This window comes from Haloarcula montana, from assembly GCF_035666295.1.
GTDB lineage: Archaea > Halobacteriota > Halobacteria > Halobacteriales > Haloarculaceae > Haloarcula > Haloarcula montana.
Window position 1 is genome coordinate 1,811,098 of the sequence record NZ_CP142027.1, and the last position, 26,006, is coordinate 1,837,103.

Consider the following 26,006-nt stretch of genomic DNA (forward strand, 5'->3'; position numbering starts at 1 on the left):
GAATGGCCGCTGAAAGCGACGCACCCGACCTGCCGGACGACCTGTCGCCTGAGGAGGCCAGGCGCTACCTGATTCGGTTCCTCGGAAAACAGGACCTCGACGAGCACGCGGAGATATACGAAGAACTCGCATACGAGTGACCGGCCGCGCGAGTCGATAGGTGAACTTTTCCGGCACGGTACGCTATTCTCCGGCGGTGGCGATGACGAGCAGTTACCCCCGCTGAGCCCCTTGTGACGATAGTTTTACCCGAGCCACCATCTTTCCCGAGCGGGGAGCAAGAGATCAGAACGGCGCAGTCGGCCCTTCGTCGGACTGTTCGGAGATATCACCGTCGAGTGGCCCGTCCCAGCCGTCCAGTCCCGGCGCGAAGCTCTCGACTGTCCCGTCGAAGCCCTCGTAGGAGGCGATCAGCCGGGCCGCTTGGACGCTGGATTTCCCGTGAGGGCAGACCGTGACGATCCGGTCTACGCCCTCGAAGCGCTCGACGTCGTCGACCAGCCGGTTCAGCGGGACGTTCTCGCTACCGGGAATGTGGGCTTGGTCGAACGCCCGGGGCGAGCGGATATCGACGACGGTCGAGCCGTCGTCTTCGAGTAGCGACTCCAGTTCGTCGACGCCGATTTCGCCGTCCATACCGATCGCTAGCGGGCGAGCCCTAAACGTTCACTGGACTACAACAGCCCCTCGGCCTGTGCGAGTAGAATCCCCTCGATAGTCGCGTCGTTGGCAGGTTCCGCACGGGCGACGTTGAGCGCGTCGGCGATCGGGACGGTCGTCACCGAGAGGAACTCGTTGTCGTCGAGGTCGCGGTCGACCGGCTCCAGACCCTCGGCAAAGACGATCCCCCGTCGGTGTCGGAGGACGCCGGTCGAACACCAGAACTCCTCCAGCAGGGAGAGGCCCCCGGTCGCGAAACCGGTCTCCTCGCGGAGTTCTCGCTCGCCGGCGGTCGTGTAGGATTCGCCGTCTTCGACGATCCCAGCGGGGAGTTCGAGACACTGCTCGCGGATGGTCGGCCGGAACTGCTCGACCATGACGAGTTCCTCGCCCGTGGTCGCCACGACGACGACGGCGTCGGGGAGTTCGGCCCAGTAGTACTCCTTCTCCGACCCGTCCGGTTGGCGCACGCGGTCGTAGCCGCCGGTGTACCAGCCGGTCTCGTACTCGGCCGCGGACTCGACGACCGGCCAGTCCCACTCGCTCGTGTCGGTCATACCGACTGTGTGACCGCGACGCGGTAAAACGTGCCGTTGTGGCTGACGACGACGCTCTCGCCGACTGTGGCGTTGTCGTACCGCTGTCTGAGGGCGTCGCGTTCGTCGAACGGCGAGTGGGTGAACGCGCCTTTCAGCCCGACGGGGCCGCGCCAGTACGGCTCCGAACTGCCCGCGGTGTCGGCCGTCGCGTTGCCGAGTGCGGCCGTCGTGTAGGGATACCGGCGGTCGGTGAGGACGCTCCCGTTGACCGCCGTCCCGTTCTCGACGCTGTAGGTCCCGTCTGTCGGCGTCGCTGTGACGTAGTAGGGGTCGCCGCTCTTGAGATACGAGGGCAGCGCCCCCAGTGCCAACAGGAGGACGACGACGACCAGGATCCCGACGAGCGTGTTGCGGGTGACCGGACGCATCAGACGACCTCGCGGTAGAGGCGTCCGAAGGCCTGTCTGCGCAGCGTCCCGACGGCAGCGTCCTGTTCGTCCTGGAACGTGGCGGCGACACCCTCCTCGGCGAAGGCCGGCGCGTGCCAGACGACGTTGTCGACGTGTTCGGAACCGACGACGGTGACCTCGTGGTCGGTGCCGGCCCGCCACTCCTCGAACTCCGTGCGACTTCCGACGGTGACCGCGAGCGACTCGGCGAAGATGACGTCACGAGCCGTCTCGACGACCTCGCTCGTGACCCGGCGCTCGTACTCCTCGGGGTCGAGCCCCATCGCCTTCGCGACTTCCTTGACGACGACCTGTGCGGTCGGCCCGACAGCGTCGTAGCGTTCGCGGGCCGCCTCGACTGTCGACGGCGAAAACTGCCCCTCGGTCTCCATACCGGGAGTAGGCGACGACGGGACTACTCGGTTTCGTCTCCGGACGCCCCGTCCGTCTCGGAGGCGGTCTCGGACTCGCCGTCTTCCGCACGCATCTGCCGGGTGAGGTCCCGGGCCTCGGCGAGGACCTCGCGGTCGCCCTCGCTGAGCGAGCGCGACCCGCGCTGGCCGGCGCTGCCCTGAGGGAAGTCCTGATCGTGGTGGTGGTCGTGACCCTGGTCGGTGGTGTCCTCGAACACCTGTGGGTACTCAGTCTCGTCGGCGTACTCGACGACGAGGTCCGCTAGCTCGGACTCGCCCATCGACCCCCAGTCGGGGACGTGGTCGTCGAGCCACTCCTCGTGGGCGGTATCGCCGGTGATCGCGGTAAACGCGATGTGGTTCGCGAGGTGGCGATCGTCGGCCTGTGGGTCCGTACAGACTGGACAGGTATACCCCATCAGCCGAGGCAACGCCACCGAGACGTATCAACTGCCGGGTTCGTCACAGCGTTCGGACCAGCACGTACGCGTCGGCCCCGTTGCTGTAGTAGTTCGGGATCGTCTTCCGGTGTTCGAAGTCGAATCCCCGATAGAGCCGTCTTGCCTCCTCGTTGTCGGCTCTGACTTCTAGCTTGACCGAGCGAGCGCCCGTGCCCGCCAGAACCCCGAGCGCCCGGGAGAGCAACGCGGTGGCGATCCCCTCCCGACGGTTGTCGGGCCGGACCGCCAGGTCCTTGACGTGGCCAAGCGGCGTCCCGTGGTTCGGGACGGTGTCGGCGACGACGTAGCCCGCGACGGTCGGTGCCGTCGTGGGATCGTCGGTTTCGGCGACTAAGAACCCGTCTTCACCCAGATAGCTCTCCAGCGCGGAGAACGGCCAGGGTTGGGGAAACACCGTCTGCTCGATGCGGTGGATCTCCAGAAGGTCCGCACGCTCGGCCGGGCGAACAGTGGGTGGGTCCGATTCGGCCGACCCGTCGGGGGACACCGTCGTCACGGCCTGACGTACGGCTGGCGAGTACATAGGCGTTGTCGCCGAGTCGTGTGTCGCTCTCACAACGAGCGGCGGCGGCCACAAGGTTCATATCCGTCAGTAGTCTAGGTTTGGGTGCACCCATTTTGGGTGCCACCACCCCCCACCACCCACCCCCTCTTTCCACTTTCCACCGACCCTTTCAGCGGGTGCTCTATCCGGTGTTGCCTGTTGACGAGCGACTTCGCTACCGTTCACGGACTGACGACACAGCGATCGCTGGGTACCGTCGCGTCAGAAAAAATAGTCGAAAGCGAAGGGAGCCTCAGTCGTCGGCAGGTGCGGCGCCGCCGCTCTCGTGTTGCTGTTTCGTGTGCGAGAGCTTCCCACCTGCGGCGAGGATCTCGCGCTCGCGCTCGGAGGCGTCGAGGTGGCCGGTCGCTTCCCAGTCGTCGTTGACCCGGATGGTGAACTCCTCGTCGCCGGAGCGGACGGCCTCGGCGGTGTCGTCGACGATCTCGATGTCGTCGCCCTGCTCGATCTTCTCGTAGGTCTCCTCGTCGATCTCCAGCGGGACGATCCCGAAGTTGAAGAGGTTCGCCTTGTGGATGCGGGCGAAGCTCTGTGCGAGGACGGTCTCGATACCGAGATACATCGGACACAGCGCCGCGTGTTCGCGTGAGGAGCCTTGTCCGTAGTTCTCGCCGGCGACGAGGACGCCGCCGTCGGCGTCCAGCGCACGCTGTGCGAAGGTCTCGTCGACACGCGAGAGCGTGAATTCCGAGAGCTTCGGCACGTTCGACCGGTACATCAGGATGTCCTGGGTGGCCGGGATGATGTGGTCGGTGGTGATGTTGTCCTCCATCTTGAGGAGGGCTTCACCGCCGACATCGGCCTCCAGGGGGTCTTTCAGCGGCACGTCGCCGATGTTTGGTCCCTTGATGAGCTCGTCGTCGACGGCCTCGTCGGGCGCGATGAGGTCCGATTCGGAGTTGCCGATATACGAATCGGGCATCTCCAGACCGGGGGCCTCCATATCACCGAGCTCGTCGGCGAGGTCGCGCGGGTCGACGATTTCGCCTTTGATGGCCGCCGCGGTGGCGACCTCCGGCGAGCAGAGGTAGACGTTGTCGTCCTCGATCCCCGAACGGCCCTCGAAGTTGCGGTTGAAGGTTCGCAGCGAGACAGAGTCGCTGGCGGGCACGTGGCCGATGCCGATACAGGCACCACACGTCGCCTCGGAGAAGTTGACGCCGGCGGCCATCATCTCCGCGGTCCAGCCCTCGCGGGCCAGCATCTCGGACGCCTGCTTCGAACCGGGGGCGACGATCATCTCGGTCTTCTTGTCGATGTTGCGCCCTTCCAGCATCTTCGCGCCGGGGAGGATGTCCTCGTAGGCGCCGTTCGTACAGGAGCCGATCATGACCTGCTCGACGTCGACGCCCTCGACCTCGCGGACGGGGACGACGTTGTCGGGCATCGACGGCTCGGCGATGAGCGGTTCCAGCTCCGAGAGGTCGACCACGATCTCGTCGGCGTACTCGGCGTCGTCGTCGGGCTGGAGTTCCTCGTAGACGTCCTCGCGACCGAGGCGTTCGAGGTAATCCTCGGTGTTCTCGTCGGTCGGGAAGATCGAGGAGGTCGCACCGAGTTCGGTCCCCATGTTGGTAATGGTGGTCCGCTCGGGCACGGAGAGGGTCTCGACACCGGGGCCGGTGTACTCTAGGACCTTACCGACGCCGCCTTTCACGGAGAGGCGACGGAGCAGCTCGAGGATGACGTCCTTGGCGGTGGCCCAGTCGGGCAGTTCGCCTTCGAGCCGAACGTTAACGACCTCGGGCATCTCGATGTAGTAGGCACCGCCACCCATGGCGACGGCGACGTCGAGGCCACCCGAACCGATAGCGAGTTCACCCAGGCCACCGGGGGTCGGCGTGTGGGAGTCCGAGCCCAGCATCGTCTTGCCGGGTTCGGCGAAGTTCTCCTTGTGGACGTTGTGACAGATGCCGTTGCCCGGACGCGAGAAGTGTGCGCCGAAGGTCCCGGCGGCCGACCGGAGGAACCGGTGGTCGTCCGTGTTCTTGAAGTCGAACTGGTAGGTCTGGTGGTCACAGTACTGGGCTGCGAGCTCGGTCTGGACCTCTTCGAGGCCCAGCGCTTCGAACTGAAGCCAGACCAGCGTCCCTGTCGTATCCTGTGTCAGCACCTGGTCGATCTCGATGCCGATCTCCTCGCCGGGTGTCAGCTCCCCTTCGACGAGATGTTCGTCGAGAATCTTTTCCGTTAGCGTCTGTCCCATAACGTCTCAGTATCGATGGCGCGCGCGTATAAATCCCGCGTATCCTGCCCTATTTTTCATCTATCGGAACTCCGGCGTGGGGCGATGCGACCGGGAACGGCAGGTCTTTCGCCCTGGCGATAGCAGCGGCCATCATGTTCAAGAGCGGCCGTTTCGTCGCCGAGGAACTAGACGACCTCCGTCCCGAACAGATCCAGCCCAACGGCGTCGACCTCACGCTCGGGACCGTCTACAAGCAGGTCGAATCCGGGCGCATCGGTCGGGAGGACAAGACCGTCGGAGAACGCCGGGAACTCGACGCCGACGACGGTGTCTATCATCTGGAGCCCGGCGGCTACGTCGTCCAGTACGGCGATCGGGTGGTCATCCCGGAGGACCACGTCGGCTTTCTCTATCCCCGGTCGTCGCTGCTGCGGAACTCCTGCATGCTGGATACGGCTGTCTGGGACGCCGGCTACGAGGGCAAAGGTGAGGGACTGCTGGAGGTCCACCACCAGATCGAACTGGAACAGGGCGCTCGCATCGCCCAACTCGTCCTCGCGGAGGCGGCCCACGAGGGGACCTACGAGGGGAGCTACCAGCGCGAGAATCTCTGAATCGACGGCGCCACTGGGACTATGGTTCGTCTTCGAGCGCCCGGTCGCGCAGTTCCCTGCAGGCCTCGCTCTCGGCAGTCAGTTCGGGAACCTCGGTCGGTTTCCCGTCCTCGATCGCGACGAAGGTGGCGTAGGCGCTGGTGGTCTGTTCGGTCTCCCCGGTGTGGGGGTTCTCCCGAGAGACCTCGATGTGGACCCGGACGCTCGTCCGGCCGGTCGCGTACGCGTAGGACTCGATGCGGGCGTTGTCACCGATGGGGATCGGTCGCTCGAAGTCCACGCGGGACATCTGTGCGGTGACACAGGATTGTCGGGCGGCCCGCATCGCCGACATCGCGCCGAACTCGTCCATCCACTTCATCACGATCCCCCCGTGGGCGCTGTCGTAGTTGTTCGCGTCGCCTGGCTGGACCCGCTCGCGGTTGACGATGTGTGTCTCCTCGATGGTCGGCATACCCCTGCTTGACGGGGCGGCCTGAAAACGGGTCGGAAACTCAAAGCTTAAACGGCCCCACCGGCAACGGACGCGCATGGCTAGTTTCGAAGAAGCGTCAGAGCGACTCCTCAACAAGCAGATCTGCATGCGCTGTAACGCCCGGAACCCCCAGCGAGCACAGCAGTGCCGGAAGTGTGGCTACGGCAAACTCCGCCCGAAGGCCAAGGAACCGCGGTCCGCATAACCGAGTCGTTTTCTCCGTCTCTCTCCCGGTGAGCGGCTGCGCTCACTCGTCGGGGTATTTCGGCTCGCGCCGTTCGGCCCGTTCCAGCGCCCGCTCGACGATCTCCCGGACATCGCCGTGGAAGACGCTCCCGTGGCCCGAGTACATGTGCTCGACGCCGTCGGGCATGCGATCGAGCAACTCGCGGATGCTCTCGATGAGTCGCTCGCGGGACTGGCCGGGGTAGTCGGTCCGGCCGAACGACCCGCCCTCGAAGGCGCCGTCGTCGTGGACGACCACGTCCCCCGAGAACAGCGAGGCCTCGGAGACCAGCGAGACGTGATCCTCGGCGTGGCCCGGGGTGTAGACGACCTCGCAGTCCTCGTCGCCGATCAGAACCGTGTCACCGTCCTCGATGGCGTGGTCCCGCTGGGCGTGATCGGCGTAGGCGTACACCTCGGCGTCGAAGGCGTCCAGTACGGCGTCGAGTTGCTCGACGTGGTCGCCGTGCTGGTGGGTCAGGACGACGGCGTCGAGCGTGTCGGTGTGTTCCCGGATCGCGTCGACGACGCCCTCGTAGGCGCCGGCGTCGACGAGCGTCGTCCGGTCGCCGGTGGCGAGGTAGGCGTTACACGTGAACGTCTCGGCGTCGGCGGTGACGGTGTGGACCTCCATGCGGGAGTCGTGGGCCGGGAGGCGTTTGAGTGTCGCGGTCGGTGCGTCATCTTTAGGCGCTCGCCCGGTCCAGACCAACCATGGTATCCGTCACTGTCTGGAACGAGTACGTCCACGAACGGGAAGACGAGGAGGTCGCCGAGATCTACCCCGAGGGCATCCACACGACGATCGCCGACGCGCTGGCCGAGCGAGGTCACGAGACGCGGACCGCGACACTCCAGGAACCCGAGCACGGGCTCGCCGAGGCCGTCCTCGACGAGACCGAGGTACTGACCTGGTGGGGCCACGCCGCTCACGACGAGGTCGACGACGGGATCGTCGAGCGGGTCGCCGAACGCGTCCAGAACGGGATGGGCCTGCTCGTGCTCCACTCGGCACACGCCTCGAAGCCGTTCAAACGGCTGCTGGGGACTCCCTGTGACCTGACCTGGCGGGAGGCCGGCGAGCGGGAACGCTGCTGGGTCGTCGACCCGGGTCACCCGATCACCGACGGACTGGCCGACTCGCTGGTCTTCGAGGAGGCGGAGATGTACGGCGAACCCTTCGGCGTCCCCGAACCCGATCGGTTGGTCTTCACCTCCTGGTTCGAGGGCGGTGAGGTGTTCCGAAGCGGCTGTTGCTACCGGCGAGGGCGGGGCAGTATCTTCTACTTCCGGCCGGGTCACGAGACCTACCCGATCTACCACCGCGACGATGTCCAGCGCGTCCTCGGAAACGCCGTCGAGTGGGCCGCACCGACCGAGGGCGCCGACGCCCACGCGGGCAACCGGAACGTCGACCCACGGGAATCACTCTGAGCCCACAAACCGATAGACGGCGACGACGTGTCCTTCGACGATGGTCGAAAACATGGGGTAGACACGCCCACTCGTGTGCTGGCGTGGTCGCTGACTGAGAGCGCCGGGTGATTTATTGGGGGGAACAACGTAGGAATACACGTACCATGGGGTTCGGGAGCTACGACGAATCAGAACAAGACAACCAGGAGTACGACACAGACTTCGACGACGACGATGGACTCGACACGGAGGACAACACCCACAAGGGTGATGTCGAGTACGAGTTCACGGCGTCGAACGACGAATTACTCGATCGGCTGAAGGATATCAAAGAGACCGAGAACAACACGTGAAACCGGGGGTTCGCGCCCTCGGCGTCGCTGAGTCGTACCGGGAGTCGACCAGCCACCTCGCTGGTGCCGTCGTCCGCGCCAGCCGGGTGGTGGACGGGTTCGTTTTCGATACGTGTACCGTCGGCGGGAGCGACGCGACCGCTACCGTCTGTGAGATGGTCGAGCGACTGGGGCGTGCGGACGTTCGATATCTCCTGATAGCTGGAATCGCGCCGGCGTGGTTCAACGTCCTCGACCTCCGGCAGCTCCACGACCGAACCGGGTTGCCGACCGTCTCGGTGACCTTCGAGGACTCTCCCGGACTGGAGAGCGCGATCCGCGAGGCGTTCGACGACCCCGAGACGGTCCAGCATCGCCTGTCGACCTACCGCGCCCAACCCGATCGCCGGCCGGTTACCGTCGACGACGGGACGGTGTACGTCCGGAATGTCGGCCTCGCCGACCAGGAGGCCACCGACGTGGTGCGGGCGTTCACCCCCGAGGGCGGGCGACCGGAACCGCTCCGGGTCGCACGGCTCGCCGCCCGTGGGCTGGTCGATGCCGAGTGAGCGACGCCGAGACCGCCGCCCTTGATACCACCGGGTTCGAACGACCGGTATGGAACGGATGGACGGACTCGACGTCGTCGCCTGCGAGCGCTGTCCGGAGCTGTGTGACTCCCGGTCGCGGATCGTCAACGGCGTCGGCCCGGCGGACGCCGACCTCCTGTTCGTCGGCGAGGCCCCGGGGGCCAACGAGGACGAGCAGGGTGAACCGTTCGTCGGCCGCAGCGGCGACGTGTTAGACGAGACGCTGCGTGATGTCGGACTCGATCGGGGGGACGTACGCATCACCAACTGCGTCCGCTGTCGTCCGCCCGAGAACCGCGATCCCCACGTCGAGGAGCGGGAGCACTGTCGGCCGTACCTCGAACACGAGATCGACGCCGTCGATCCCGAGGTCGTCGTTACGCTCGGGAAGGTGCCCGCCGAGCACCTCCTAGAGCGTGACGTCGCGGTTACCGGCGAGGCCGGCGAACTGTTCGACGTTCCGATCGAGGGAACGCCCCGGCGCGTACTGGTGAGCGTCCACCCGGCAGCGACGCTGTACGACCCGAATCAGAAAGCGACGTTCGCGTCGGCACTGGAGACGGCCGCGGAGTTCTCCGACGGCGAGAGCGGACAGAAGCGGTTGGGTGACTTCTAGTTCTTCTCGGTCCGGCCGACCCACTTCTCGGCGTTCAGCAGGTCTCGCAGTCCCTCGATGAATCCCTTGCTCTCGTGTTCACCCGGCCGCAGGCGGGCGCGAATCCGCGAGGAGAGCAGTTCGATCGAGAGGACGACGATGAAGACCATGACGATGCCCGCGGCGGTGTTCTGGAACTGAAGCAGGTCCTGTTGGTTCCGGATGTACAGCCCCAGGCCGCCGGCGCCGACGACGCCCAGCGAGATGGCGATGCGGGTGTTGATCTCTAAGATGTACAGCGTCCAGGCGATAAAGGAGCGGGACACCTGGCTCAACATCCCGAACCCGACCGTCTGGGTCCGGGAGGCGCCGGTCGACTGGATCGCCTCGATGGGGCCTTCCTCGACCTCTTCGAGTTCGTCGGTGAACAGTCGGCCGAGGTTCCCGACGGTGTCGGTGGCGATCGCCAGCACCGCGGTCGCCTGACTCGGCGGGCCAAACGGGATAAACAGGAAGATCCAGACGATCGCAGGGATCGCGCGGATTGCACTCATCGTCCCGCGGAAGATGAAGTTGAACGGGAACGGCGTCACCTGCTCGCTGCCCAGCACACCGAAGACGAGTGCGGGCAGGAAGCCAAGAACCGTTCCGAGGAAGCCAAGCAGGAGCGTCACGACGCTGGCTTTCACCAGGGTCAGCCGGGGCGAGGCGAGGCTCTCGACGATGCTTCCCGGGTTCCCGAGGCTCGCGCCGATCGCCTCCAGTCCGGTGATGCCGTTGTTCTTCGTAAACAGCGTCAGCGCCTCGAAGTTCGGCGGGAAGAAGGCGGCGATGAACTCGATGAATCCGGGGACGCCGCTGGAGATCTCTCCGAGGTCGAACTGGACGAACCCCAGCCCGAAGTACGTCACCGCGAGGATACCGACGATGAGCAGGAGCGTCGAGACCTGCTTGATCCGCCGGGACCGCTGGAGGGAGTTGAGCTGTGCCGAGATCGGGCCGGTGCTCACGCCGACCCACCTCCCTCGACGGCCGACCGCGGGGCGCTGGTCCCGGTCGGATCGTCGGACTCGTCGGCGAGTTCGCCCGAGGCGTCCTCACCGTAGTAGATCTCGTCGACGACGTCCATCGTCAGGTCCTCGCGGGTCCCCTGGAAGACGACTTCGCCGTCCCGGACCCCGAGGAACGTATCGCCGAACTCGCGGGCGATGTTGACCTGGTGGAGGCTCGTGACGGCCGTCAGATCACGTTCGCTCGCGGCCTGTTTCATGTAGCTCATCACGTCCCGGGCGGCCTTCGGGTCGAGGCTGGCGACCGGTTCGTCGGCGAGCAGGAGGTTGGGCTGTTGGACCAATGCGCGGGCGATGCCGACGCGCTGTTTCTGGCCCCCGCTCATCGAACCGGCCCGCTGGCCGGACTCGTGGAGCAGGCCGACGGTATCGAGTGCTTCCAGAGCCGTCTCTTTGTCCGCCTCGCTGTGCCAGGTGAGGAAACTCCGGAGGAGCCCGTTCCGCGAGAGTGCGCCGGTCAACGCGTTCTGGAAGGCGCTCATGCTCTCGATGAGGTAGTGTTCCTGGAACACCATCCCGACGTCCTCGCGGGCGCTCGTGGCCGACTGGCCCTGGATGGTGACCTCCCCCTCTGTGGGCTGTGTGAGTCCGTTCAGGACGCGCAGGAACGTCGACTTCCCCGCGCCGGACGGTCCGAGCAGGATGACGAACTCACCCTCCTCGATTTCGATATCGATGTCCCTGAGGGCGACCGTGTCCTCGCCGTAGATCTTCGTTACGTCGTCGAAGGTAACTGCGGGCATGGTTGTGGTGTGAGATGCGGGAGTGATAAACCGTGATGGTTAGCCGCTGAAGAAGTCCGAGCCGACGCCGAGGGACTCCGCGACATCGATGACGCCTTGGTAGGTCTCGACATCCGCTTCCCGGACCTTGCTGAACCACAGGTCGTCGTCGGTCCCGTCCTCGCCGTCGGCCCCGTCGAAGACGGTGGCGGACGCTTCGAGGAAGGCCTCCTGGATGGCGTTCTGTGCGTCGTCGTCGAGCGCGCTACTGACGACAATCGGCGCACGTGGAAGCCCCTCGTCCTCGTGGAGCGTCGTCGCGACATCCTGCCACGCGTCGGGTGCCGGGCCAGTCTTGGTGTCACGGACGAACCCGCCCATCGCCGCGGCGTCGACCTGGCCCTGCTCCAGCAGGGTGTAGGACTGGACGTGACCGCCGGCGAAGGTCGGGTCGAAACTGGCCTGTGAGCCGTTGCCCTCCGGGAGGTTCCCGACGTCGATGCCGGCGTCTTGGAGCGCAGCCGTCGGGTAGAGGAAGCCACTGGTCGAGAGGGGGTCGCTGAAGGCGACGCTCCGTCCTTCGAGGTCGGCGACCTCGCTGATGTCGCTGTCGTTGCGAGTGGCGATGATGCTCTTGTAGGTCCAGCCGCCGTAGCCGTAGCGCTGGAGGATGATGTCGGTGTTGTCGGTCTGATAGCCGACAGCAGCCGCGAACGGCCCCGTCTCGGCGAGGTTCGCCGTTCCCTGCCCCAGCGCCTGGATGACGGCGCTGTAGTTGCTCCCGACGTTCATCTGGGCGTCCAGCGCCGGCGGAACGTCGAAGTTGTTCGTGATGTACTCTTCGAGGTGGTCCCGAAGCGGCGCGTACTGGACGTAGAGGTCCTCCTGTGGGACGCTCGGCGAGAGGTTGAAGTTGAGTTCCTCGTTCCCGCCGAACGTGACTTCGGGACCCGACGGCGTGTCCGTCGCCGTTTCGGTGTCCGTGCTCTCACCGTCGGAGGACGAACCGTCAGAGGTGGACTCGTCGGACGATCCTCCGTCACTGCCGGACCCGCCGTCGCCAGCGTTGTCGCCGGAACAACCGGCGATGACGCCGGCCGCCCCGAGTGCTCCGATGCCTTTCAGGAAGTTTCTCCGCTTTCGCATATCCGGCGCTACAATTCTGAACCAATAAAGCGTTCATATGTCCGTTATATAGCCGACACCATCCGATACAGAATATATATAGCTAACAGTTCCAGAATGTACTATACATACTCTTACTTCTGATTTACGTGTACGGACATTCAAAACTCTGCACAACTGGTGGATAGTTTTCACACAGTTGTGGGCACTTTCCTGTCGAGACGACATCGGGAACGGCCCATGTGGTGATCCGCGCGGACCGGGAGAGGCGACTGTCGCCGACCGGTAACGCTGCGGCAACAGGAACGCACTTACCGGGGGTCCGCCTACCGGGACGTATGAGTGTCAGACAGACCGCCGCGGAGGTGGTGGTCGTCGACTACGGACTGGGGAACCTCCGGAGTGTCACCCGCGGGCTCGAACGCGCGGGCGCCGAGGTGACACTCACCGAAGACCCCGCGTCGTTCGGCGCCGCGGACGGCATCGTCCTCCCGGGTGTGGGCGCGTTCTCCGAGGGGATGGACAACGCCGGCCCGTTCCGGGACGCACTGGTCGAACAGGCCGAGGCGGGCAAACCGCTCTTCGGTATCTGTCTCGGGATGCAGATGCTACTGACGACGAGCGAGGAAGCCGACCACGCCGGCGAGGGCGACGCCGAGGGCCTGGACCTGATCCCCGGGGAGAACGTCCGGTTCAGCCGCGACCAGACGGTCCCCCACATGGGCTGGAACCAACTGGACGTACAGCGGGACCACCCGCTGGTCGAGGGAGTCGACAGCGTGGGATCGGAGAGCCCACGAGCAGACGGAACTGCCGCCGGCGGTTCCGTCGACGGGGAGTACGCCTACTTCGTCCACTCCTACTACGCCGTGCCCGACGACGAGGACGCGGTGGTCGCCACGACGGACTACGGGACGGATTTCGCTTCGATCGTCGCTAACGAGGCCGGCAACGTCTTCGGGACCCAGTTTCACCCCGAGAAGTCCGGCGAGACGGGCCTGCAGATCCTGCGGAACTTCGTCGACTACTGCGTCGAGCGGTAGGCGGTCGCTGTCGCTTTCTGTTGTCGCGGTTGTTGTTCTGCTGTCGCGGTGGCCGGGAGCGAGTGCCACGACGACAGTCGCGGCCGAGCGTGCCGGGAGACCGGTGGTCTCCCGAACCTCGCGGTGTAACCGCGAGAACCCGGGGACGGGCAGGGCTGTGCTAGGAGCATCCGGCGGCGAAGCCGCCGGTTCACCGAACGCGAGGCTACGCCGAGCGTTCGGCCGTTTTTCCCCATGTTTTTGCAAGCGGGGGTCGCCATCGGCGACCCCCCGCAGTAAAAAGTGGTCTATAGGAAATCGCGAACGTCGGAGTACCACATGTCGTGGTCGTCGACGGCGTCGATGGCCTCGGCGATGCGAACCGCGAGCGCGTGCCAGCAGAGCTCCTCGGGATCGTCGGGATCGAGGTTGTATTCGGCGTCAGCACACGTACAGCCGTCGTCCTCGACGATGTACTCGTCTTTGTGGCCGACGACCACGACGAAGTCCCGGTACTGTTTCACCCGCCCCTCGCCGACGGCTTCGATGGCCTGTGTGCCGCGGTCGCCGTGGGCGGCGACGATACGTGACACTCCCTCCGGAGTCAACTCCCCGTCGGCTTCCAGCCGTGTCACCCAGTCGTCGACCGCAGTCACACCCCGGCTACGGAGAGGTGCGACTAAACAGCGTCGTCTGCCTGTCGGTGCCACCGCCGCTAAAGTCACTGTCGACGGTCCCCGGAAAGGTCAACAGGGAGTAGGTCCTGGAACGGAGCATGGTCACCGACGTCCCCTGGCCAGCCGTCGGTGCGCTCGCCTCGGGGGTCGGCTCGCTCTATCTGCTCGCGCGCTTACGGCCACACTGGGAGCAACCGGGTGCGCGGTGGTTCGTCGCGACCATCGCGACCATCACCGTCTGGTCGGTGGGATATGCCGTCGGGATCGTCGCGGTGTCGCCGCCGTTTCGCGTGGCGGTCGAAGTGCTCTCGTGGATGGCCGCGGGCTGGATCGGCTTCTTCTTCCTGTCGTTCGCGCTGGGATACACCGGTCGGACCGGGATCGTAGAGAGTTGGTGGTACCGGGCGAGTGCTGTCGTTCCCCTGGCGATTTCGTTGTTGGCGATCGCGAGCACACAGACGCCGCTGCTGTGGGGCGGGTACGAGCCGGTCCGCGTGTGGGGCGTCCTCGGTGCGGCGTATACGTTCTTGCCGCTGGGATACGTCTCGATCCTCGGTGTGATGCTGTTCGTCAGCATCGGGACGGTCCTGCTGTTCGATACGGTGATCAGCTACGGCCCGCTGTACCGACGGGAAGCGATCGCCGTCGGACTGAGCCCGCTGCCTCCGGGGCTCGGTGCGTTGCTGTGGGCGCTGGGGCTGGGGCCGCCCGTGAACCTGACGCCAGTCCTGTTTTTACCCCACATCGTCCTGGACGCCTACGCGTTCGTCGGCGGGGGGATGTTCGAGTTCCACCCGGCGACGCGCCGGATCGGCGAACGGGCGGCGATCGACGACATCGGGACGCCGGTCGCCATCGTCGATGTCGAGGGCCGTATCGTCACGCTCAACCCGGCGGCGGAGGCGACGTTCGGCGTCGATACGGAGTCGGTGCTGACGCGGCCACTCGCCGACCTCCTGGGCAGTGAGACGATCTCCGTCGACGGCGAGGGCGAACGGCTCAGCGTCGAGACCGACAGGCAACGCCAGGAGTTCAAGACACAGCAGACCGAACTCCGGGACGAGGCCGGAACCCACCTTGGCTACACTGTCCTGTTCCAGGACATCACCGACGAGATCCGTCGCGAGCGACGGCTGGAGGTCCTCAACCGGTTTCTCCGGCACAACGTCCGTAACGAGAGCGTGGTCATCAGGGGCCGTGCGGAGTTGCTGGCGGAGACGCTGGACGGCGAGGAAGCGACCCACGCCGAGACGATCGAGGCGGCGGTCGGCCGGCTCGTCGACTCCGGGGAGAAGGCCCGAACGCTGTCGGAGGTCTCGACCAGCGGGGACGCGTTCGAGACGGTCGACGTAGCCTCGTTTCTGGCCGGTGTCGTCGACTCTCTGGGGCCGGAAGCCGGCGAGCGCGTGACGGTGTCGGTCCCCGACGGACTCGAACTGTCGACACAGCCGGTGTTGCTGGAGGTACTCGTCGAGAACCTCGTCGAGAACGCCGTCGAGCACACCGACGGCTCCGACGTGACGGTATCGGCGACGGTCGACGACGGTGCCGTGGTGCTGACCGTCGTCGACGGCGGCCCGGGTATCCCGGACCACGAACTGGCGGTCCTCGACAGCGGCCAGGAGACGGACCTGAACCACGGGAGCGGGATCGGCCTGTGGCTGATCCGGTGGGTCGCGACAACGCTGGGGGCCGACCTGCGCTTCAGCGTCGAGTCGGGGACGAGCGTCACTGTCCGGTTCCCGACCGACCGGGCGGACTGACCCGTGTGTCGAATCGCTTAACGCGTTCGACGGATATCGTCGGGTATGCGCGTCAGCGAGGGGCAGGTGATCGTGACGGTTCCCGAACAGGCCGACGCCGGGAAAGGCGAGAACGTCTTCTTCAACCCGGTCCAGGAACTGAACCGGGATCTGACGGTTGCGACGCTTCGGGCCTACCAGGAGCGCGAGGGACGGGCGTCGTCGTATCTCGATGCCACTGCCGCCAGCGGTGTCCGTGGGGTCCGGGCGGCCGCCGACGGCTGGGAGACGACGCTGTGTGACATCGACGAGGAGGCGGTCGCCCTCTGTGAGCGGAACCTCGAACGCAACGGCGTGGCCGGGGCGGTCCGACACGAGGACGCCAGCGTGCTCATGCACACCGACACGTTCGACGTGGTCGACGTCGACCCGTTCGGGACGCCGATGCCCTTCGCCGACGCGGCGGTCAAGGGCACCCGGAACCTCCTGTGTGTGACCGCGACCGACACCGCGCCGTTGTGTGGGGCACACTTCGAGAGCGGCGTCCGTACGTACAGCACGGTCCCGCGAAACACCGAGTATCACGCCGAGATGGGGCTGCGGGTCCTGCTGTCGGCGATGGTCCGGACCGCCGCCCGGTACGACATCGCGGCCCGGCCGGTCCTGAGCCACGCGACGCGTCACTACGCCCGGACCTACCTGGAGTTCGACCGGGGCGCGAAAGTCGCCAACGACTGTATCGACGACCTGGGCCACGTCTATCACTGCCAGGAATGTCTCTGGCGGGACCACGAGCGCGGCCTGCTCGCCGACGCACCCGACGAATGCCCGGAGTGTGGCCAACACCTCCAGACGGCGGGTCCGATCTGGCTGGGTCGGACCTGCGACCCCGCGTTCGTCCGGTCGGTCGCCGAGTACGTCACCGACGACATGGGGACAGCCGAGACGGCCAGAGAGCTCCTGGCGACGCTGGCGACGGAACTGGACACGCCGACCCACTACGACCAACACCGGCTGTGTAAGCGCTGGGGACGCGGTGCCGACGCGATGGACGAGTTTCTCGGCACGCTCCGGGACGCAGGATTCGCGGCCACCCGAACTCACTTCGGCGGGACGACGTTCAAGAGCGACGCCGACGTTGCCCAGATGCGCGCGGCTGTCGAGGCCTGATCAGCGACCGTCGACGTTGCCCAGGCGTGCGAGCTTTCTGGAGAGGTCGTAGCCCAGCAGATACAGCGGCCGCAGGAAGTAGTTCGCCATTCCGGCCAGTCCGAGTAGTCCGCCGAGCGATTGGACCTCGCCGGGAGTCGCGGTCGGCCGAATGACCAGCGGGACGGCGGCGAGTACCATCGCGAGCCAGAGCCACCGCAGGATCAGATCGATGTCGACGCCCAGGACGCGACCGACCGTCGTCTCGGGGCGCGTGAGATACAGCCCGACGGCGAGGACGACGAACCCGGCCGCCAGCGGGAGCGACGCGCCGACGCCGACCACGCTCAGTCCGAGCAACACGAACCCGGCGACGAGCAACAGCAGCGTCAGCTGGAGGGTGCCGTCCCGGATGGCGACTGGGGAGACCATATCCGTTCGGAGGGAAGGACGGCGTATAAAAACTGCTACCCGCCGGGGCGGTTCTTAACGCCTTTCACCGTCGACCACGAACTGGCGACGGTGTCAGGCTCCCGCTATAATCCCGTCCGTGTACTCTTGTTGGCTATCGGGAGCCTGCTCGCACGGGCCGGCCTCGTCGAACGTGATCGTATCGCACGGACGACCGAGCTATCCTGGCCCAGGATCGTCACCGGCCTCGCGCGTATGTCCAAATCGACTGCCGACGTGGCGATGGTCGGGCTGGCGATCGGGCCGACCGCCATCGCGGGCGTCGGCTACGCGACGCCGTTCTGGGGGCTGGCGTTCGCGCTCGGCGGGGGTGTGGCCGGCGCGACCATCGGTCTGGTCTCTCAGCGGTACGGGGCCGACGCCCGCGAGGAACTCGGGCTGTCGGTGACCACGAGCGCAGCCGTCGTCGTCGCGATCACGGTCCCGGTCGCGGCGCTGTACTGGGTCGTCCCCGGCCCGCTGATCGACCTCGTCGGGTCGGGATCGCGTGCGGTCGCGTTCGGCGAGTCGTACCTCAAGGTCGTCGCGCTGGGGGTCCCGTTCGCCGGATTGAACCTCGTCGGGAGCCGGACGCTGGTCGGCGCCGACGACGCCTGGTCGGCGATGGTCGTCCGGGCGGGCGGGGCCGTCGTCAACGTCGTCATCAACGCCGTCCTCATCTTCGGGCTGGAGATGGGCGTCGTCGGTGCCGCCATCGGCACCGTCGTCGCGAACGTTCTCGTCACTGCCGCGCTGGTGGTCGGATTGACACGCGGGGGTCTGCCGGGCGTCCCGTTTCCGGTACGGATTCCGGTCGCCCGGCCGTTTCTGGATCGCTCGCTGGCCCGTGACCTCGTCGAGATGGGTGCCCCGCTCGTGGGGACGAACCTCGCGCGGACGGGCGCGCAGTTCCCGCGGCTGTTCATCGTCGGGCTGTTCGGCCCCAACGTCGTCTCGGCGTACGTCGTCGCCCTGCGGGTCCGTGCCCTGCTCGATACGCCCAACTGGGGGCTGAGTCTCGCCTCCAGCAGTCTCGTCGGGCAGGCCCTCGGTGAGGACGACGAACTGGAAGCGACCGCCTGGGCCCGGACGGTCCTCCGGCTCGGGATCGGCGTCTATCTCCTCGTCGCCGTCGCGCTTGCGCCGTTCTCCCGCCAGATCGGCCGCCTGTTCGTCGAGGACACGACGCTGTTGCCGCTGGTGACCGTCTTCGTCGCTGTCGCGTGCGTGAGTGTCGTCTTCCGGGGTATCGACGGCGGTGCAACTGGGCCGCTCCGGGCCAGTGGCGACACCCGCTGGCCGCTGTACTCACAGCTCCTGGGGATGTACGGCTTCGCGCTCCCGGTCGCCTACGTCGGTGTGGTCGTCCCCGCGATCGGCGTCACCGCCCTGTACGCCTCGCTGCTCGTCGAGACGGCGGTGCCGGCGGCGATCACTTACTACCGGTTTCGGTCGGGGACTTGGCGGGTGGTCAGCCGCTCGTATCGCCCGGATGCGGCACTCGACGACTAGAAAAAGCGCGTTACTCCAGTTTCCGCTCTGCGGCCGCGATGGAGGTGGCGGTCTTGCCGTCGTAGCCGGCCTGGCGCGAGCGCCGCTGGAAGGCGTTCTCGGTGACCGTACTCGTCTCCTCGCCGACGACTCGGACGACGTCGCCGACGCCCAGCTCCGTGAGCTTCACCTGTGCCTCCTTGATCGGTTTCGCGGCCTCGGGCGACGGCGGCGTGAACGCCGAAACGTCGTTGATGACCGCAAAGCCCTCGCGGAGCTTCTCGGCGGCGGCAACCGTCTCCTCGGCGGCGACTTCCATCTCCTCGGCGGTGAGCGTCCCGCTGAACTCCAGGTACAGCGTGTTCGCGGCGGCGTCGGCTCGGATCTCGTAGCTCGCGTCCCGGTTCTCGCCGGATTCGGTCGTGGCGGACATTGTAACTATCCCTACAGTACGATGCGAGGTGGAATCATTCCCTTACTTGTTAGGTCAGACAACGGGTCTCGGCATTCGATGCGCGTGACAGCAGCTAGACAGCGAGGCCACCCAGGCGGGGATCCAGCGCCGACAGCGGGAGGAAGGTACTGGAAAAAGGCAGCGGGAACTACAGCAGGGTCGCGCCGATGACCGTCGGGCCAGTATATTTGTGTCCGCCGGCCGACCACTGGACGTGAACCGGAATCGCGCCATCGGTGTCGGCCGGGACCTCGTCGGGACGGTCCGGGGAGAGCAGATCTCGTTTCTGGCGGCGGGGATCGCCTACTACATGTTCGTCTCCGTGCTCCCGCTGTTGTTGCTGGCGCTGGTCATCGGATCGCTGCTCGGTGGCGAGGCCTTCGCCACGCAGGTCGTCGACGCCGTCGGGTCGGCGCTGTCGCCGGCCGCCTCCGAACTGCTAGAGGGCGCACTGACGAGTGCTGCCGGACGGGGCGGGGCGACCGTCCTCGGTCTGGCGGTGATGATCTGGGGCGCGCTGAAGGTGTTCCGCGGGCTCGATCTGGCCTTCTCCCGGGTGTACGGCGCCCACGATCCCAAGCCGATCGGCGAACAACTCGTCGACGCGCTGTCTGCGCTCGCGGGGATCGGGCTGGCGATCGTGGGGCTGGGTGTCGTCGGCGCGCTGGGGGCTGTTCTCGGGGTCCAGGTGGCGCTGGGCGGGCTCGCGCTCGTTCCGATCCTGACGGTCGCCTTTCTGCCGCTGTACTACGTCTTCCCGGACCAGCCGATGGAGATTCGGGAGGCGGTTCCCGGGGCGGCGCTTGCGGCCGTCGGTTGGACGCTGCTGGGAACGGCGTTCAACGTTTACGCCGCTCAGGCGGACGCGTATCAGCTCTACGGTGTCGTCGGGGGCGTCCTGTTGTTGGTGACCTGGTTCTACTTCGCCGGCCAGATCCTGCTGGTCGGGGCGGCGCTGAACGCGGCGCTGGCCGACGACTCGGACCGGCAACTACAACAGGACGCGCTTCGAGGGTCCGGCAAAGCGATGAGTGAGGACGCCGACGAACACACCGGCGAGACGCCGCCGCCCGGCGCCACCGGAGACGGGCGGGACGTCGAGGACCTGACCGACGAGGAACTCGAAGCGCTGCGCGAGGAGTTCGAGGAGTTCCGGGACGATGTCGAGTCCCGGACCCTCCACCGCGAGGACGTGGAGGACGACCTCAAACAGTACGTCCGCCGGCGGATGCGTCGCGGTCACGCCCGCGGGTGGGGACCGTACGTCGTCTTGCTGTACGGGACGGTGATGACCCTGGGCGCGTTCTACTACCTGAAAGGTCCCTGGGCGGTCGCCTCGATGCTCGTCATCTGGCTGTCGACGCTCGGGCTCTACGTCGTGATGCTCGTCGTCGGCGTCACGTTCCGGGTGACCGGTCTCCCGCGCCGGGCGGTCGACCGGGTCCGTGACTGGCGCCAGTGATCCGTAGCGTCGGCGTCACCGACCTCCTGTCGTCGCTGCCGGGGGTCGTCGTGGTCGTCTTCGCCCTGCTGACCCAACTCGGCGACTTCTGGTTTGCGTTCTCGTTGTCGGCGCTGTTGTACTGGTTCGGGGCACAGACGCCACGCGTCGGCGACAGAATCACCCGCGAACGCGCGGCGATGGTCGTCGCATTACTGGCCGCAGCGGTCGCCGTGGCCGTCTCGCTGAAGGGCGTCTTCGGCCTCCCGCGTCCGGCGGGTGCCGGCACCGCGGCACACGCAGACCTCGTCCCGGCGGCGTTCAGCGGTGCCTACAGCTCGATGGCGACCGGCGACGGCTATGGCTTCCCCAGCGGGCACGCGACCACTGCGGTGTTGGTCTGGGGGGGGCTGGCGTGGGCAGTCCGGATCGGGACACGCCGACAGCGGGCAGCGGTCGCCGGCGGTGTGGCGCTGCTGATCGGGCTCTCACGGCTCGTTCTCGGCGTCCATTTTCTCGTCGATATCCTGGTCGGGTTCGCTATCGCAGGCACAACGCTCTGGCTGTCGGTGACGCGACTCGGGACGCCGGATCGCGTGTTCGGGTTGGCCGCCGTCGTCGCGGCCGCCGGTGCCGTCGCCAGCGGACTAACCCAGGACATCGCCGCCGGACTGGGGATTGGTGTCGGCGGAGCGGTCGCGTGGCAACTCGTCGGGCAGCGGGTCCCGGAACCGACACGCCGGGGCGCTACCGCGACGGCGGCGTTGGGCGTCGGTGTCGTCCTCACCGCTGCCGGCGTGACGCTTGCGGTCCGGCCGGGGCCGCTGACGACTGGGCTCGCGGCCGCCGTCGGAACGGCGCTCCTGTTGGCGATGCCACTGGCCGGCGAGCGACTCGCGAAAAAATGAACGGTGTGGGCGCTTAGAAGGTTTCGAGGTACCGGTCGATCTCCCACTGGGAGACGTCGACCAGGTAGTCCTTGAACTCCTCGCGCTTGGCCTCGACGAACTTCTCGGAGACGTGCGGGCCGAGCGCGTCGAGGACGACCTCGTCCTCTTCGAGCGCGTCGACGGCTTCGCCGAGGTTCGTCGGCAGCGTCTCGATGCCGTACTCCTCGCGCTTCTCCTCGTCGAACTCGTAGATGTTCTCGCGGACCGGATCCGGACAGTCGAGGTCCTTCTCGACGCCGTCCAGGCCGGCGTGGATGAGCGCGGCGAAGGCGAGATACGGGTTACACGACGGGTCGGGGAAGCGGGCCTCGATACGCGAGGCGGCCGGGACACGTGCGGCCGGCTTGCGGATCAGTGCCGAGCGGTTGCGGTCCGACCAGGCGACGTAGACGGGTGCCTCGTAGCCGGGGACGAGCCGCTTGTAGCTGTTGACCGTCGGGTTGGTGACGGCGGCCAGGGCCGGGGCGTGTTCGAGGATGCCGGCGATGAAGCTGTGGGCCGTCTCCGAGAGGTCGAACTCGTCGTCACTGTCGTGGAACGCGTTCTCGCCGTCCTCGAACAGCGAGATGTGCGTGTGCATCCCCGAGCCGTTGATGCGCGGGATCGGCTTGGGCATGAACGTCGCGTGCAGGTCGTGTTCGGCCGCGATGGCGCGAACGACCGAGCGGAAGGTACCGACGTTGTCGGCCGTCGACAGGGCGTCGTCGTACTCGAAGTTGATCTCGTGTTGGCCCTGAGCGACCTCGTGGTGGGAAGCTTCGATGTCGAAGCCCATGTCTTCGAGGCCGTAGATGATGTCACGGCGAACGTCGCTGGCGAGGTCCTTCGGCGCGAGGTCGAAGTAGCCACCGGCGTCGTTGGTCTTCGTGGTCGCGCGACCGTCCTCGTCCTCCTCGAAGAGGAAGAACTCCGGTTCGGGGGCCGCGTTGACGGTGTAGCCCATCTCTTCGGCGCGGTCGAGTGCGTCCTGCAGGACGCCACGCGGGTCGCCGACGAACGGCGCGTCCGTCGAGGTGTCGTGGACGTCACAGATCAGACGCGCGCTGTTACCACCCTCGATGTCGTCGCGGTTCCGCCACGGGAGCAGGGCGAACGTCGACGGGTCCGGGACCAGGCGCATGTCCGATTCCTGGATGCGGACGAAGCCGTCGATGGACGACCCGTCGAAGTAGATACCTTCGGTGAACGCCTTCTCGGCCTGGTCGGCCGGGACGGAGACGTTCTTGACTGTGCCGAGGATGTCTGTGAACTGAAGTCGAAGGAAATCGACGTCCTTCTCTTCGATCTCGTCGAGCACTGCCTCTGCCTCGTCGGAGAGTTCGCTTGTCATCTTTGAACACCGGATAGGAACACTGGCACTACTAAAACCCTGCTGATTTGCGCAAAGATTCCGAACTCCGCCCAGCCATCTGGACGTTCGTAAAATTCTAATGCCCACGGGGTGTGATTGGATGGTATGACGTACGAAAATCTCGACCGCAAGCTAGTGAATGCCCTGTTGGGGGACGGACGAGCCAGTCTTCGAAGCCTCGGCGAGGACCTCGACGTTTCTGTAACGACGGTATCGAACCACCTCTCGACACTCGAAGACGAGGGGATCATCAACGGCTACACACCCAAGGTCGACTACGGGGCGCTCGGCTACGACGTCACAGCGATCGTCCAGTTGAAGGTCGAGGGATCGTCCCTGCCCGATGTCACCGAGGACCTCAAACAGCACAAACAGATGATCTCGGTCTACGAGGTCACCGGTGACTACGACATCATCGCCATCGGGAAGTTCACCGATACGGACGGGATGAACGCTCAGATCAAGGAGTTATTGACCGATCCCGACATCAAGGAATCGAACACATCAGTCGTCCTCAACGCCGCCAGCGAAAACGAACAGTTCGACCTCGACCTCGACGAGGAGTGACCGCGCCGTCGTTCTGCCGGCAACTGCCCGACCAGCGGCCGTGCCGTGTCGATACGTACCATCGTGTCGAGGGACCGACGGACTCTTGACTGACCAGTCAGTTAGTTATCGGTGATGAGCAACGGCGACACTGCAGACGACATCATGGGCGCGACCTATCGCGCGCTGTGTGCCCACGGGTACGCGGACCTCACGATGCAGGACATCGCCGACGAGTCCGAGCGGAGCAAAGCGGCCCTCCACTACCACTACGACAGCAAACACGAGTTGCTGTGTGCGTTCCTGGAGTATCTCTACGACGGGTTCGTCGAGCGGACCGGCGTCCCGGACGACGGCACGCCCCGCGAGCGGTTGCTAGATCTGATCGACGATGTCCTGGACAAGCCCGACGGTGACGACCAGGAGTTCGGGACGGCGATCCTGGAGATCCGCGCCCAGGCACCGTACGAACCGGGCTTCCGTGAACGACTGACGCGGTTCGACGACTACCTGATCGACGAACTCACCGCCATCATCGAGGCCGGGATCGAGGACGGAAGCTTCGATCCCGAGCTCGAACCGGACGATACGGCGCAGTTCATCGTGACGGTCCTGACGGGCGCGGCGACCGAACGGGTCACCACCGGACGGCCGGTCGCCTGTACCAAGCAGATGTTGACCGAGTACGTCGAGACACACCTGCTTGCCGACCCACAGGAGGTCGAGGCATGAGTCCCCGGAGCGTCGCCGAGCGGATCGTCGACCGCCTCGATACGCTGTTCAAGGGCCAGGAGCAACTCGATCTCACGAGCGGCGACATCGGAAAGCCGCTGCTGTATCTCTCTTTCCCCATCGTCATCACGAACCTGCTCCAGGTCGCGTACAACCTCGCCGATACGTTCTGGCTGGGCCAGTACTCGACGACGGCGCTCGCGGCGATCTCGTTTGCCTTCCCGATGATCTTCCTGTTGATCTCGCTGGGGATGGGGCTCTCGGTCGCCGGCAGCGTCCTGGTGGCCCAACACACCGGGGCCGACGAGCCGGAAAAAGCCGAATACGCCGCCTCGCAGACGCTGACCTTCGCGGTCGGCGCCTCGTTCGTCCTGGGCGCGATCGGCTACTTCTTCGTCGAGGACTTCCTGGCGCTGCTTGGGGCGTCCCAGCAGGTCCTGCCGGGCGCGACGGGCTACCTCCAGGTCGTCTCGCTTGGCCTGTCGACGATGTTCGGCTTCTTCGTGTTCATCTCGCTGATGCGGGGGGCCGGCGACACGATCACGCCGATGCTCGTGATGTTCGGCACCGTCGTCCTCAATATCGCCCTGGACCCGTTCCTCATCTTCGGGTGGGGACCGTTCCCGGAACTGGGCGTCGTCGGCGCGGCCGTCGCGACCATCTTCTCGCGCGGGCTGGCCTTCGCCGTCGGCGTCGCGATCATGCTCCGGGGGACCCGCGGCATCCAGGTCCACCTCCGCGACATGGTGCCGGACCCCTCGTATCTGGGGAAACTCCTCCGACTGGGCGTTCCGGCCTCCGTCGAGGGGACCGGCCGCGCGCTGTCGGTCAACGCCATGCTGTTCATCGTCGGGACGTTCTCGGTGACCGTCGTGGCCGCCTTCGGCGTCGGCATCCGCGTGTTCTCGCTGGTGTTCATGCCCGCGATCGCGATGGACCGGGGCGTCGAGACGATGACCGGCCAGAACCTCGGTGCGAACCGGCCCGACCGGGCGGCGAAGGCGAATCACTTCGCCGCGAAAGTCTCGTTCGTCATCCTCACTGCTTTGGGCGTGGTCACTATCTTCGCTGCACCGACGGTCGTCAGCGTCTTCAGTGACGACCCAGAGGTGGTCCGTATCGGCGCCGAATTCCTCCAGTGGGTTGCCCCTACCTTCGGATTCATCGGTATCGTCCGGGCGTACTCGGGCGGGTTCCGCGGAGCCGGGAAGACGCTCACCGCGGCCGCGATGGCCGTGACGATGCTGGGGATCATCCGTCTGCCCGTCGCGTGGGTCGCCTCCCGACCGGTGGCGATCCCGGCTTGGCTCGGGCCGACGCTGACGGACCTGTTCGCACAGTCGCTGGGCGAACAGGGGATCTGGCTGGCCTTCGGCGTCTCGAACGTCCTTGGGGCCGGTGTCGCGGTCGCCTGGTTCCTCCGTGGGACCTGGCGGGACGCCGATCCCCGCGCGTCTGGCGGTCCAACGACGGCCGACGACTGACGCGGTGGCCGTTCGGCCGTCGCCGTCGACCGGCCGTGTGACGGCCGTCTGACTGACATTCTTGTGAGCGCGTGCCAA

Annotated in this window: 32 protein-coding genes; 16 read left to right on the forward strand and 16 right to left on the reverse strand. The window is 66.2% G+C overall.

Annotated features, from left to right (window positions below):
* The first annotated feature begins 2 nt into the window (after positions 1 to 2).
* Entirely contained in the window at positions 3 to 140 is a 138-nt protein-coding gene (locus VJ109_RS09445) for a hypothetical protein (protein ID WP_276178117.1), read from the forward strand.
* A 145-nt stretch (positions 141 to 285) separates the two neighbouring features.
* Here the strand turns inward: VJ109_RS09445 and VJ109_RS09450 are convergent, their stop codons facing one another.
* The 7 genes from VJ109_RS09450 to VJ109_RS09480 form a co-directional block, all read right to left on the reverse strand.
* Positions 286 to 636, reverse strand: a complete 351-nt coding sequence (locus VJ109_RS09450) for a rhodanese-like domain-containing protein (protein WP_324756274.1) — start codon at positions 634 to 636, stop codon at positions 286 to 288.
* Between the two features lie 38 nt (positions 637 to 674).
* On the reverse strand, positions 675 to 1,217 hold the full coding sequence (locus VJ109_RS09455) for an NUDIX hydrolase (RefSeq protein WP_324756277.1): 543 nt from the start codon (positions 1,215 to 1,217) through the stop codon (positions 675 to 677).
* The gene (locus VJ109_RS09460; RefSeq protein ID WP_324756279.1) at positions 1,214 to 1,627 is read right to left on the reverse strand and encodes a hypothetical protein; all 414 of its coding nucleotides are present in this window, start codon (positions 1,625 to 1,627) and stop codon (positions 1,214 to 1,216) included. The genes VJ109_RS09455 and VJ109_RS09460 overlap by 4 nt, the downstream gene beginning before the upstream one ends.
* On the reverse strand, positions 1,627 to 2,040 hold the full coding sequence (locus VJ109_RS09465) for a DUF5809 family protein (protein WP_324756281.1): 414 nt from the start codon (positions 2,038 to 2,040) through the stop codon (positions 1,627 to 1,629). The genes VJ109_RS09460 and VJ109_RS09465 overlap by 1 nt, the downstream gene beginning before the upstream one ends.
* A 23-nt stretch (positions 2,041 to 2,063) precedes the next feature.
* Positions 2,064 to 2,480, reverse strand: coding sequence for a DUF5810 domain-containing protein (locus VJ109_RS09470; protein WP_324756282.1), 417 nt, complete (start codon positions 2,478 to 2,480; stop codon positions 2,064 to 2,066).
* Positions 2,481 to 2,523: 43 nt separating this feature from the next.
* Entirely contained in the window at positions 2,524 to 3,018 is a 495-nt protein-coding gene (locus tag VJ109_RS09475) for a GNAT family N-acetyltransferase (protein ID WP_324756283.1), read from the reverse strand.
* Between the two features lie 301 nt (positions 3,019 to 3,319).
* Positions 3,320 to 5,293: an aconitate hydratase gene (locus VJ109_RS09480; protein WP_324756284.1), complete on the reverse strand. Its 1,974-nt coding sequence runs from the start codon at positions 5,291 to 5,293 to the stop codon at positions 3,320 to 3,322.
* A 134-nt stretch (positions 5,294 to 5,427) separates the two neighbouring features.
* Here VJ109_RS09480 and VJ109_RS09485 point away from each other — a divergent pair, with 134 nt between their 5' ends.
* Positions 5,428 to 5,889, forward strand: a complete 462-nt coding sequence (locus VJ109_RS09485) for a deoxyuridine 5'-triphosphate nucleotidohydrolase (protein ID WP_324756285.1) — start codon at positions 5,428 to 5,430, stop codon at positions 5,887 to 5,889.
* A 19-nt stretch (positions 5,890 to 5,908) separates the two neighbouring features.
* Here the strand turns inward: VJ109_RS09485 and VJ109_RS09490 are convergent, their stop codons facing one another.
* Positions 5,909 to 6,343, reverse strand: a complete 435-nt coding sequence (locus VJ109_RS09490) for an acyl-CoA thioesterase (RefSeq protein ID WP_324756286.1) — start codon at positions 6,341 to 6,343, stop codon at positions 5,909 to 5,911.
* 76 nt (positions 6,344 to 6,419) lie between these two features.
* Between VJ109_RS09490 and VJ109_RS09495 the strand changes: the two genes are divergently transcribed.
* Positions 6,420 to 6,569: a 50S ribosomal protein L40e gene (locus VJ109_RS09495; protein ID WP_276178089.1), complete on the forward strand. Its 150-nt coding sequence runs from the start codon at positions 6,420 to 6,422 to the stop codon at positions 6,567 to 6,569.
* Between the two features lie 42 nt (positions 6,570 to 6,611).
* Here the strand turns inward: VJ109_RS09495 and VJ109_RS09500 are convergent, their stop codons facing one another.
* Positions 6,612 to 7,223 carry an MBL fold metallo-hydrolase gene (locus tag VJ109_RS09500; RefSeq protein ID WP_324756287.1) on the reverse strand — a complete coding sequence of 204 codons (612 nt, stop codon included), beginning with the start codon at positions 7,221 to 7,223 and terminating at the stop codon, positions 6,612 to 6,614.
* Positions 7,224 to 7,303: 80 nt separating this feature from the next.
* Here VJ109_RS09500 and VJ109_RS09505 point away from each other — a divergent pair, with 80 nt between their 5' ends.
* The 4 genes from VJ109_RS09505 to VJ109_RS09520 all read left to right on the forward strand — a co-directional run bounded on the left by VJ109_RS09505 (position 7,304) and on the right by VJ109_RS09520 (position 9,543).
* A complete protein-coding gene (locus VJ109_RS09505; RefSeq protein WP_324756288.1) occupies positions 7,304 to 8,023 on the forward strand; it encodes a ThuA domain-containing protein in 720 nt (239 codons plus the stop codon).
* A gap of 146 nt (positions 8,024 to 8,169) precedes the next feature.
* On the forward strand, positions 8,170 to 8,358 hold the full coding sequence (locus VJ109_RS09510) for a DUF5786 family protein (RefSeq protein WP_324756289.1): 189 nt from the start codon (positions 8,170 to 8,172) through the stop codon (positions 8,356 to 8,358).
* The gene (locus tag VJ109_RS09515) at positions 8,355 to 8,906 is read left to right on the forward strand and encodes an endonuclease dU (protein ID WP_324756290.1); all 552 of its coding nucleotides are present in this window, start codon (positions 8,355 to 8,357) and stop codon (positions 8,904 to 8,906) included. The genes VJ109_RS09510 and VJ109_RS09515 overlap by 4 nt, the downstream gene beginning before the upstream one ends.
* Before the next feature lie 49 nt (positions 8,907 to 8,955).
* On the forward strand, positions 8,956 to 9,543 hold the full coding sequence (locus tag VJ109_RS09520) for a uracil-DNA glycosylase (protein ID WP_324756291.1): 588 nt from the start codon (positions 8,956 to 8,958) through the stop codon (positions 9,541 to 9,543).
* On the opposite strand, the gene VJ109_RS09525 is transcribed toward VJ109_RS09520, so the two are convergent.
* From VJ109_RS09525 to phnD, 3 genes are read right to left on the reverse strand one after another with little or no spacing between them, the layout of a single operon-like run.
* Positions 9,540 to 10,532 (reverse strand): PhnE/PtxC family ABC transporter permease, encoded by a 993-nt coding sequence (locus tag VJ109_RS09525; protein ID WP_324756292.1) that lies wholly within the window; start codon positions 10,530 to 10,532, stop codon positions 9,540 to 9,542. The genes VJ109_RS09520 and VJ109_RS09525 overlap by 4 nt on opposite strands.
* The gene (locus tag VJ109_RS09530; protein WP_324756293.1) at positions 10,529 to 11,335 is read right to left on the reverse strand and encodes a phosphonate ABC transporter ATP-binding protein; all 807 of its coding nucleotides are present in this window, start codon (positions 11,333 to 11,335) and stop codon (positions 10,529 to 10,531) included. Before VJ109_RS09530 ends, VJ109_RS09525 begins: the two co-directional genes overlap by 4 nt.
* Positions 11,336 to 11,374: 39 nt before the next feature.
* The gene (gene phnD / locus VJ109_RS09535; protein ID WP_324756294.1) at positions 11,375 to 12,460 is read right to left on the reverse strand and encodes a phosphate/phosphite/phosphonate ABC transporter substrate-binding protein; all 1,086 of its coding nucleotides are present in this window, start codon (positions 12,458 to 12,460) and stop codon (positions 11,375 to 11,377) included.
* A 317-nt stretch (positions 12,461 to 12,777) separates the two neighbouring features.
* Here phnD and hisH point away from each other — a divergent pair, with 317 nt between their 5' ends.
* A complete protein-coding gene (gene hisH, locus VJ109_RS09540) occupies positions 12,778 to 13,482 on the forward strand; it encodes an imidazole glycerol phosphate synthase subunit HisH (RefSeq protein ID WP_324756295.1) in 705 nt (234 codons plus the stop codon).
* 287 nt (positions 13,483 to 13,769) lie between these two features.
* Here hisH and VJ109_RS09545 read toward each other — a convergent pair whose 3' ends face one another.
* Complete coding sequence (locus VJ109_RS09545) at positions 13,770 to 14,117, reverse strand: hypothetical protein (protein ID WP_276178067.1); 348 nt, start codon at positions 14,115 to 14,117, stop codon at positions 13,770 to 13,772.
* A gap of 119 nt (positions 14,118 to 14,236) precedes the next feature.
* Here VJ109_RS09545 and VJ109_RS09550 point away from each other — a divergent pair, with 119 nt between their 5' ends.
* Both VJ109_RS09550 and VJ109_RS09555 read left to right on the forward strand, forming a co-directional pair.
* Positions 14,237 to 15,901 (forward strand): histidine kinase N-terminal 7TM domain-containing protein, encoded by a 1,665-nt coding sequence (locus tag VJ109_RS09550; protein ID WP_324756297.1) that lies wholly within the window; start codon positions 14,237 to 14,239, stop codon positions 15,899 to 15,901.
* 45 nt (positions 15,902 to 15,946) lie between these two features.
* Positions 15,947 to 17,050: a tRNA (guanine(26)-N(2))-dimethyltransferase gene (locus VJ109_RS09555; protein ID WP_324756298.1), complete on the forward strand. Its 1,104-nt coding sequence runs from the start codon at positions 15,947 to 15,949 to the stop codon at positions 17,048 to 17,050.
* Here the strand turns inward: VJ109_RS09555 and VJ109_RS09560 are convergent, their stop codons facing one another.
* Entirely contained in the window at positions 17,051 to 17,461 is a 411-nt protein-coding gene (locus VJ109_RS09560; RefSeq protein WP_324756300.1) for a hypothetical protein, read from the reverse strand.
* A 90-nt stretch (positions 17,462 to 17,551) separates the two neighbouring features.
* Here VJ109_RS09560 and VJ109_RS09565 point away from each other — a divergent pair, with 90 nt between their 5' ends.
* The gene (locus tag VJ109_RS09565) at positions 17,552 to 18,991 is read left to right on the forward strand and encodes an MATE family efflux transporter (RefSeq protein ID WP_324756302.1); all 1,440 of its coding nucleotides are present in this window, start codon (positions 17,552 to 17,554) and stop codon (positions 18,989 to 18,991) included.
* Between the two features lie 10 nt (positions 18,992 to 19,001).
* On the opposite strand, the gene VJ109_RS09570 is transcribed toward VJ109_RS09565, so the two are convergent.
* Positions 19,002 to 19,403 (reverse strand): hypothetical protein, encoded by a 402-nt coding sequence (locus VJ109_RS09570; protein WP_324756304.1) that lies wholly within the window; start codon positions 19,401 to 19,403, stop codon positions 19,002 to 19,004.
* 235 nt (positions 19,404 to 19,638) lie between these two features.
* Here VJ109_RS09570 and VJ109_RS09575 point away from each other — a divergent pair, with 235 nt between their 5' ends.
* Together VJ109_RS09575 and VJ109_RS09580 are read left to right on the forward strand one after the other, a co-directional pair.
* Positions 19,639 to 20,886, forward strand: a complete 1,248-nt coding sequence (locus VJ109_RS09575; protein ID WP_324756306.1) for a YihY/virulence factor BrkB family protein — start codon at positions 19,639 to 19,641, stop codon at positions 20,884 to 20,886.
* A complete protein-coding gene (locus VJ109_RS09580) occupies positions 20,883 to 21,773 on the forward strand; it encodes a phosphatase PAP2 family protein (RefSeq protein WP_324756308.1) in 891 nt (296 codons plus the stop codon). Before VJ109_RS09575 ends, VJ109_RS09580 begins: the two co-directional genes overlap by 4 nt.
* 13 nt (positions 21,774 to 21,786) lie before the next feature.
* Here VJ109_RS09580 and glnA read toward each other — a convergent pair whose 3' ends face one another.
* Complete coding sequence (gene glnA, locus VJ109_RS09585; protein ID WP_324756311.1) at positions 21,787 to 23,145, reverse strand: type I glutamate--ammonia ligase; 1,359 nt, start codon at positions 23,143 to 23,145, stop codon at positions 21,787 to 21,789.
* Between the two features lie 126 nt (positions 23,146 to 23,271).
* Here glnA and lrp point away from each other — a divergent pair, with 126 nt between their 5' ends.
* The 3 genes from lrp to VJ109_RS09600 all read left to right on the forward strand — a co-directional run bounded on the left by lrp (position 23,272) and on the right by VJ109_RS09600 (position 25,928).
* Complete coding sequence (lrp, locus tag VJ109_RS09590) at positions 23,272 to 23,733, forward strand: HTH-type transcriptional regulator Lrp (protein ID WP_276178035.1); 462 nt, start codon at positions 23,272 to 23,274, stop codon at positions 23,731 to 23,733.
* A 114-nt stretch (positions 23,734 to 23,847) separates the two neighbouring features.
* Positions 23,848 to 24,444 (forward strand): TetR/AcrR family transcriptional regulator, encoded by a 597-nt coding sequence (locus VJ109_RS09595; RefSeq protein WP_324756314.1) that lies wholly within the window; start codon positions 23,848 to 23,850, stop codon positions 24,442 to 24,444.
* Entirely contained in the window at positions 24,441 to 25,928 is a 1,488-nt protein-coding gene (locus VJ109_RS09600; protein ID WP_324756316.1) for an MATE family efflux transporter, read from the forward strand. The genes VJ109_RS09595 and VJ109_RS09600 overlap by 4 nt, the downstream gene beginning before the upstream one ends.
* The last annotated feature ends 78 nt before the right edge of the window (positions 25,929 to 26,006 follow it).

Excerpts from the sequence above, each read along its gene's own strand:
- VJ109_RS09445 (WP_276178117.1), top strand. The coding sequence starts at position 3 with ATGGCCGCTGAAAGCGACGCACCCGACCTGCCGGACGACCTGTCGCCT.
- VJ109_RS09520 (WP_324756291.1), top strand. The coding sequence starts at position 8,956 with ATGGAACGGATGGACGGACTCGACGTCGTCGCCTGCGAGCGCTGTCCG.
- lrp (WP_276178035.1), top strand. The coding sequence starts at position 23,272 with ATGACGTACGAAAATCTCGACCGCAAGCTAGTGAATGCCCTGTTGGGG.
- VJ109_RS09510 (WP_324756289.1), top strand. The coding sequence starts at position 8,170 with ATGGGGTTCGGGAGCTACGACGAATCAGAACAAGACAACCAGGAGTAC.
- VJ109_RS09455 (WP_324756277.1), bottom strand. The coding sequence starts at position 1,217 with ATGACCGACACGAGCGAGTGGGACTGGCCGGTCGTCGAGTCCGCGGCC.
- VJ109_RS09495 (WP_276178089.1), top strand. The coding sequence starts at position 6,420 with ATGGCTAGTTTCGAAGAAGCGTCAGAGCGACTCCTCAACAAGCAGATC.
- VJ109_RS09505 (WP_324756288.1), top strand. The coding sequence starts at position 7,304 with ATGGTATCCGTCACTGTCTGGAACGAGTACGTCCACGAACGGGAAGAC.
- VJ109_RS09450 (WP_324756274.1), bottom strand. The coding sequence starts at position 636 with ATGGACGGCGAAATCGGCGTCGACGAACTGGAGTCGCTACTCGAAGAC.
- VJ109_RS09465 (WP_324756281.1), bottom strand. The coding sequence starts at position 2,040 with ATGGAGACCGAGGGGCAGTTTTCGCCGTCGACAGTCGAGGCGGCCCGC.
- VJ109_RS09530 (WP_324756293.1), bottom strand. The coding sequence starts at position 11,335 with ATGCCCGCAGTTACCTTCGACGACGTAACGAAGATCTACGGCGAGGAC.
- glnA (WP_324756311.1), bottom strand. The coding sequence starts at position 23,145 with ATGACAAGCGAACTCTCCGACGAGGCAGAGGCAGTGCTCGACGAGATC.
- VJ109_RS09470 (WP_324756282.1), bottom strand. The coding sequence starts at position 2,480 with ATGGGGTATACCTGTCCAGTCTGTACGGACCCACAGGCCGACGATCGC.
- VJ109_RS09595 (WP_324756314.1), top strand. The coding sequence starts at position 23,848 with ATGAGCAACGGCGACACTGCAGACGACATCATGGGCGCGACCTATCGC.
- VJ109_RS09600 (WP_324756316.1), top strand. The coding sequence starts at position 24,441 with ATGAGTCCCCGGAGCGTCGCCGAGCGGATCGTCGACCGCCTCGATACG.
- VJ109_RS09550 (WP_324756297.1), top strand. The coding sequence starts at position 14,237 with ATGGTCACCGACGTCCCCTGGCCAGCCGTCGGTGCGCTCGCCTCGGGG.
- VJ109_RS09560 (WP_324756300.1), bottom strand. The coding sequence starts at position 17,461 with ATGGTCTCCCCAGTCGCCATCCGGGACGGCACCCTCCAGCTGACGCTG.
- VJ109_RS09460 (WP_324756279.1), bottom strand. The coding sequence starts at position 1,627 with ATGCGTCCGGTCACCCGCAACACGCTCGTCGGGATCCTGGTCGTCGTC.
- VJ109_RS09500 (WP_324756287.1), bottom strand. The coding sequence starts at position 7,223 with ATGGAGGTCCACACCGTCACCGCCGACGCCGAGACGTTCACGTGTAAC.
- hisH (WP_324756295.1), top strand. The coding sequence starts at position 12,778 with ATGAGTGTCAGACAGACCGCCGCGGAGGTGGTGGTCGTCGACTACGGA.
- VJ109_RS09490 (WP_324756286.1), bottom strand. The coding sequence starts at position 6,343 with ATGCCGACCATCGAGGAGACACACATCGTCAACCGCGAGCGGGTCCAG.
- VJ109_RS09485 (WP_324756285.1), top strand. The coding sequence starts at position 5,428 with ATGTTCAAGAGCGGCCGTTTCGTCGCCGAGGAACTAGACGACCTCCGT.
- phnD (WP_324756294.1), bottom strand. The coding sequence starts at position 12,460 with ATGCGAAAGCGGAGAAACTTCCTGAAAGGCATCGGAGCACTCGGGGCG.
- VJ109_RS09555 (WP_324756298.1), top strand. The coding sequence starts at position 15,947 with ATGCGCGTCAGCGAGGGGCAGGTGATCGTGACGGTTCCCGAACAGGCC.
- VJ109_RS09480 (WP_324756284.1), bottom strand. The coding sequence starts at position 5,293 with ATGGGACAGACGCTAACGGAAAAGATTCTCGACGAACATCTCGTCGAA.
- VJ109_RS09570 (WP_324756304.1), bottom strand. The coding sequence starts at position 19,403 with ATGTCCGCCACGACCGAATCCGGCGAGAACCGGGACGCGAGCTACGAG.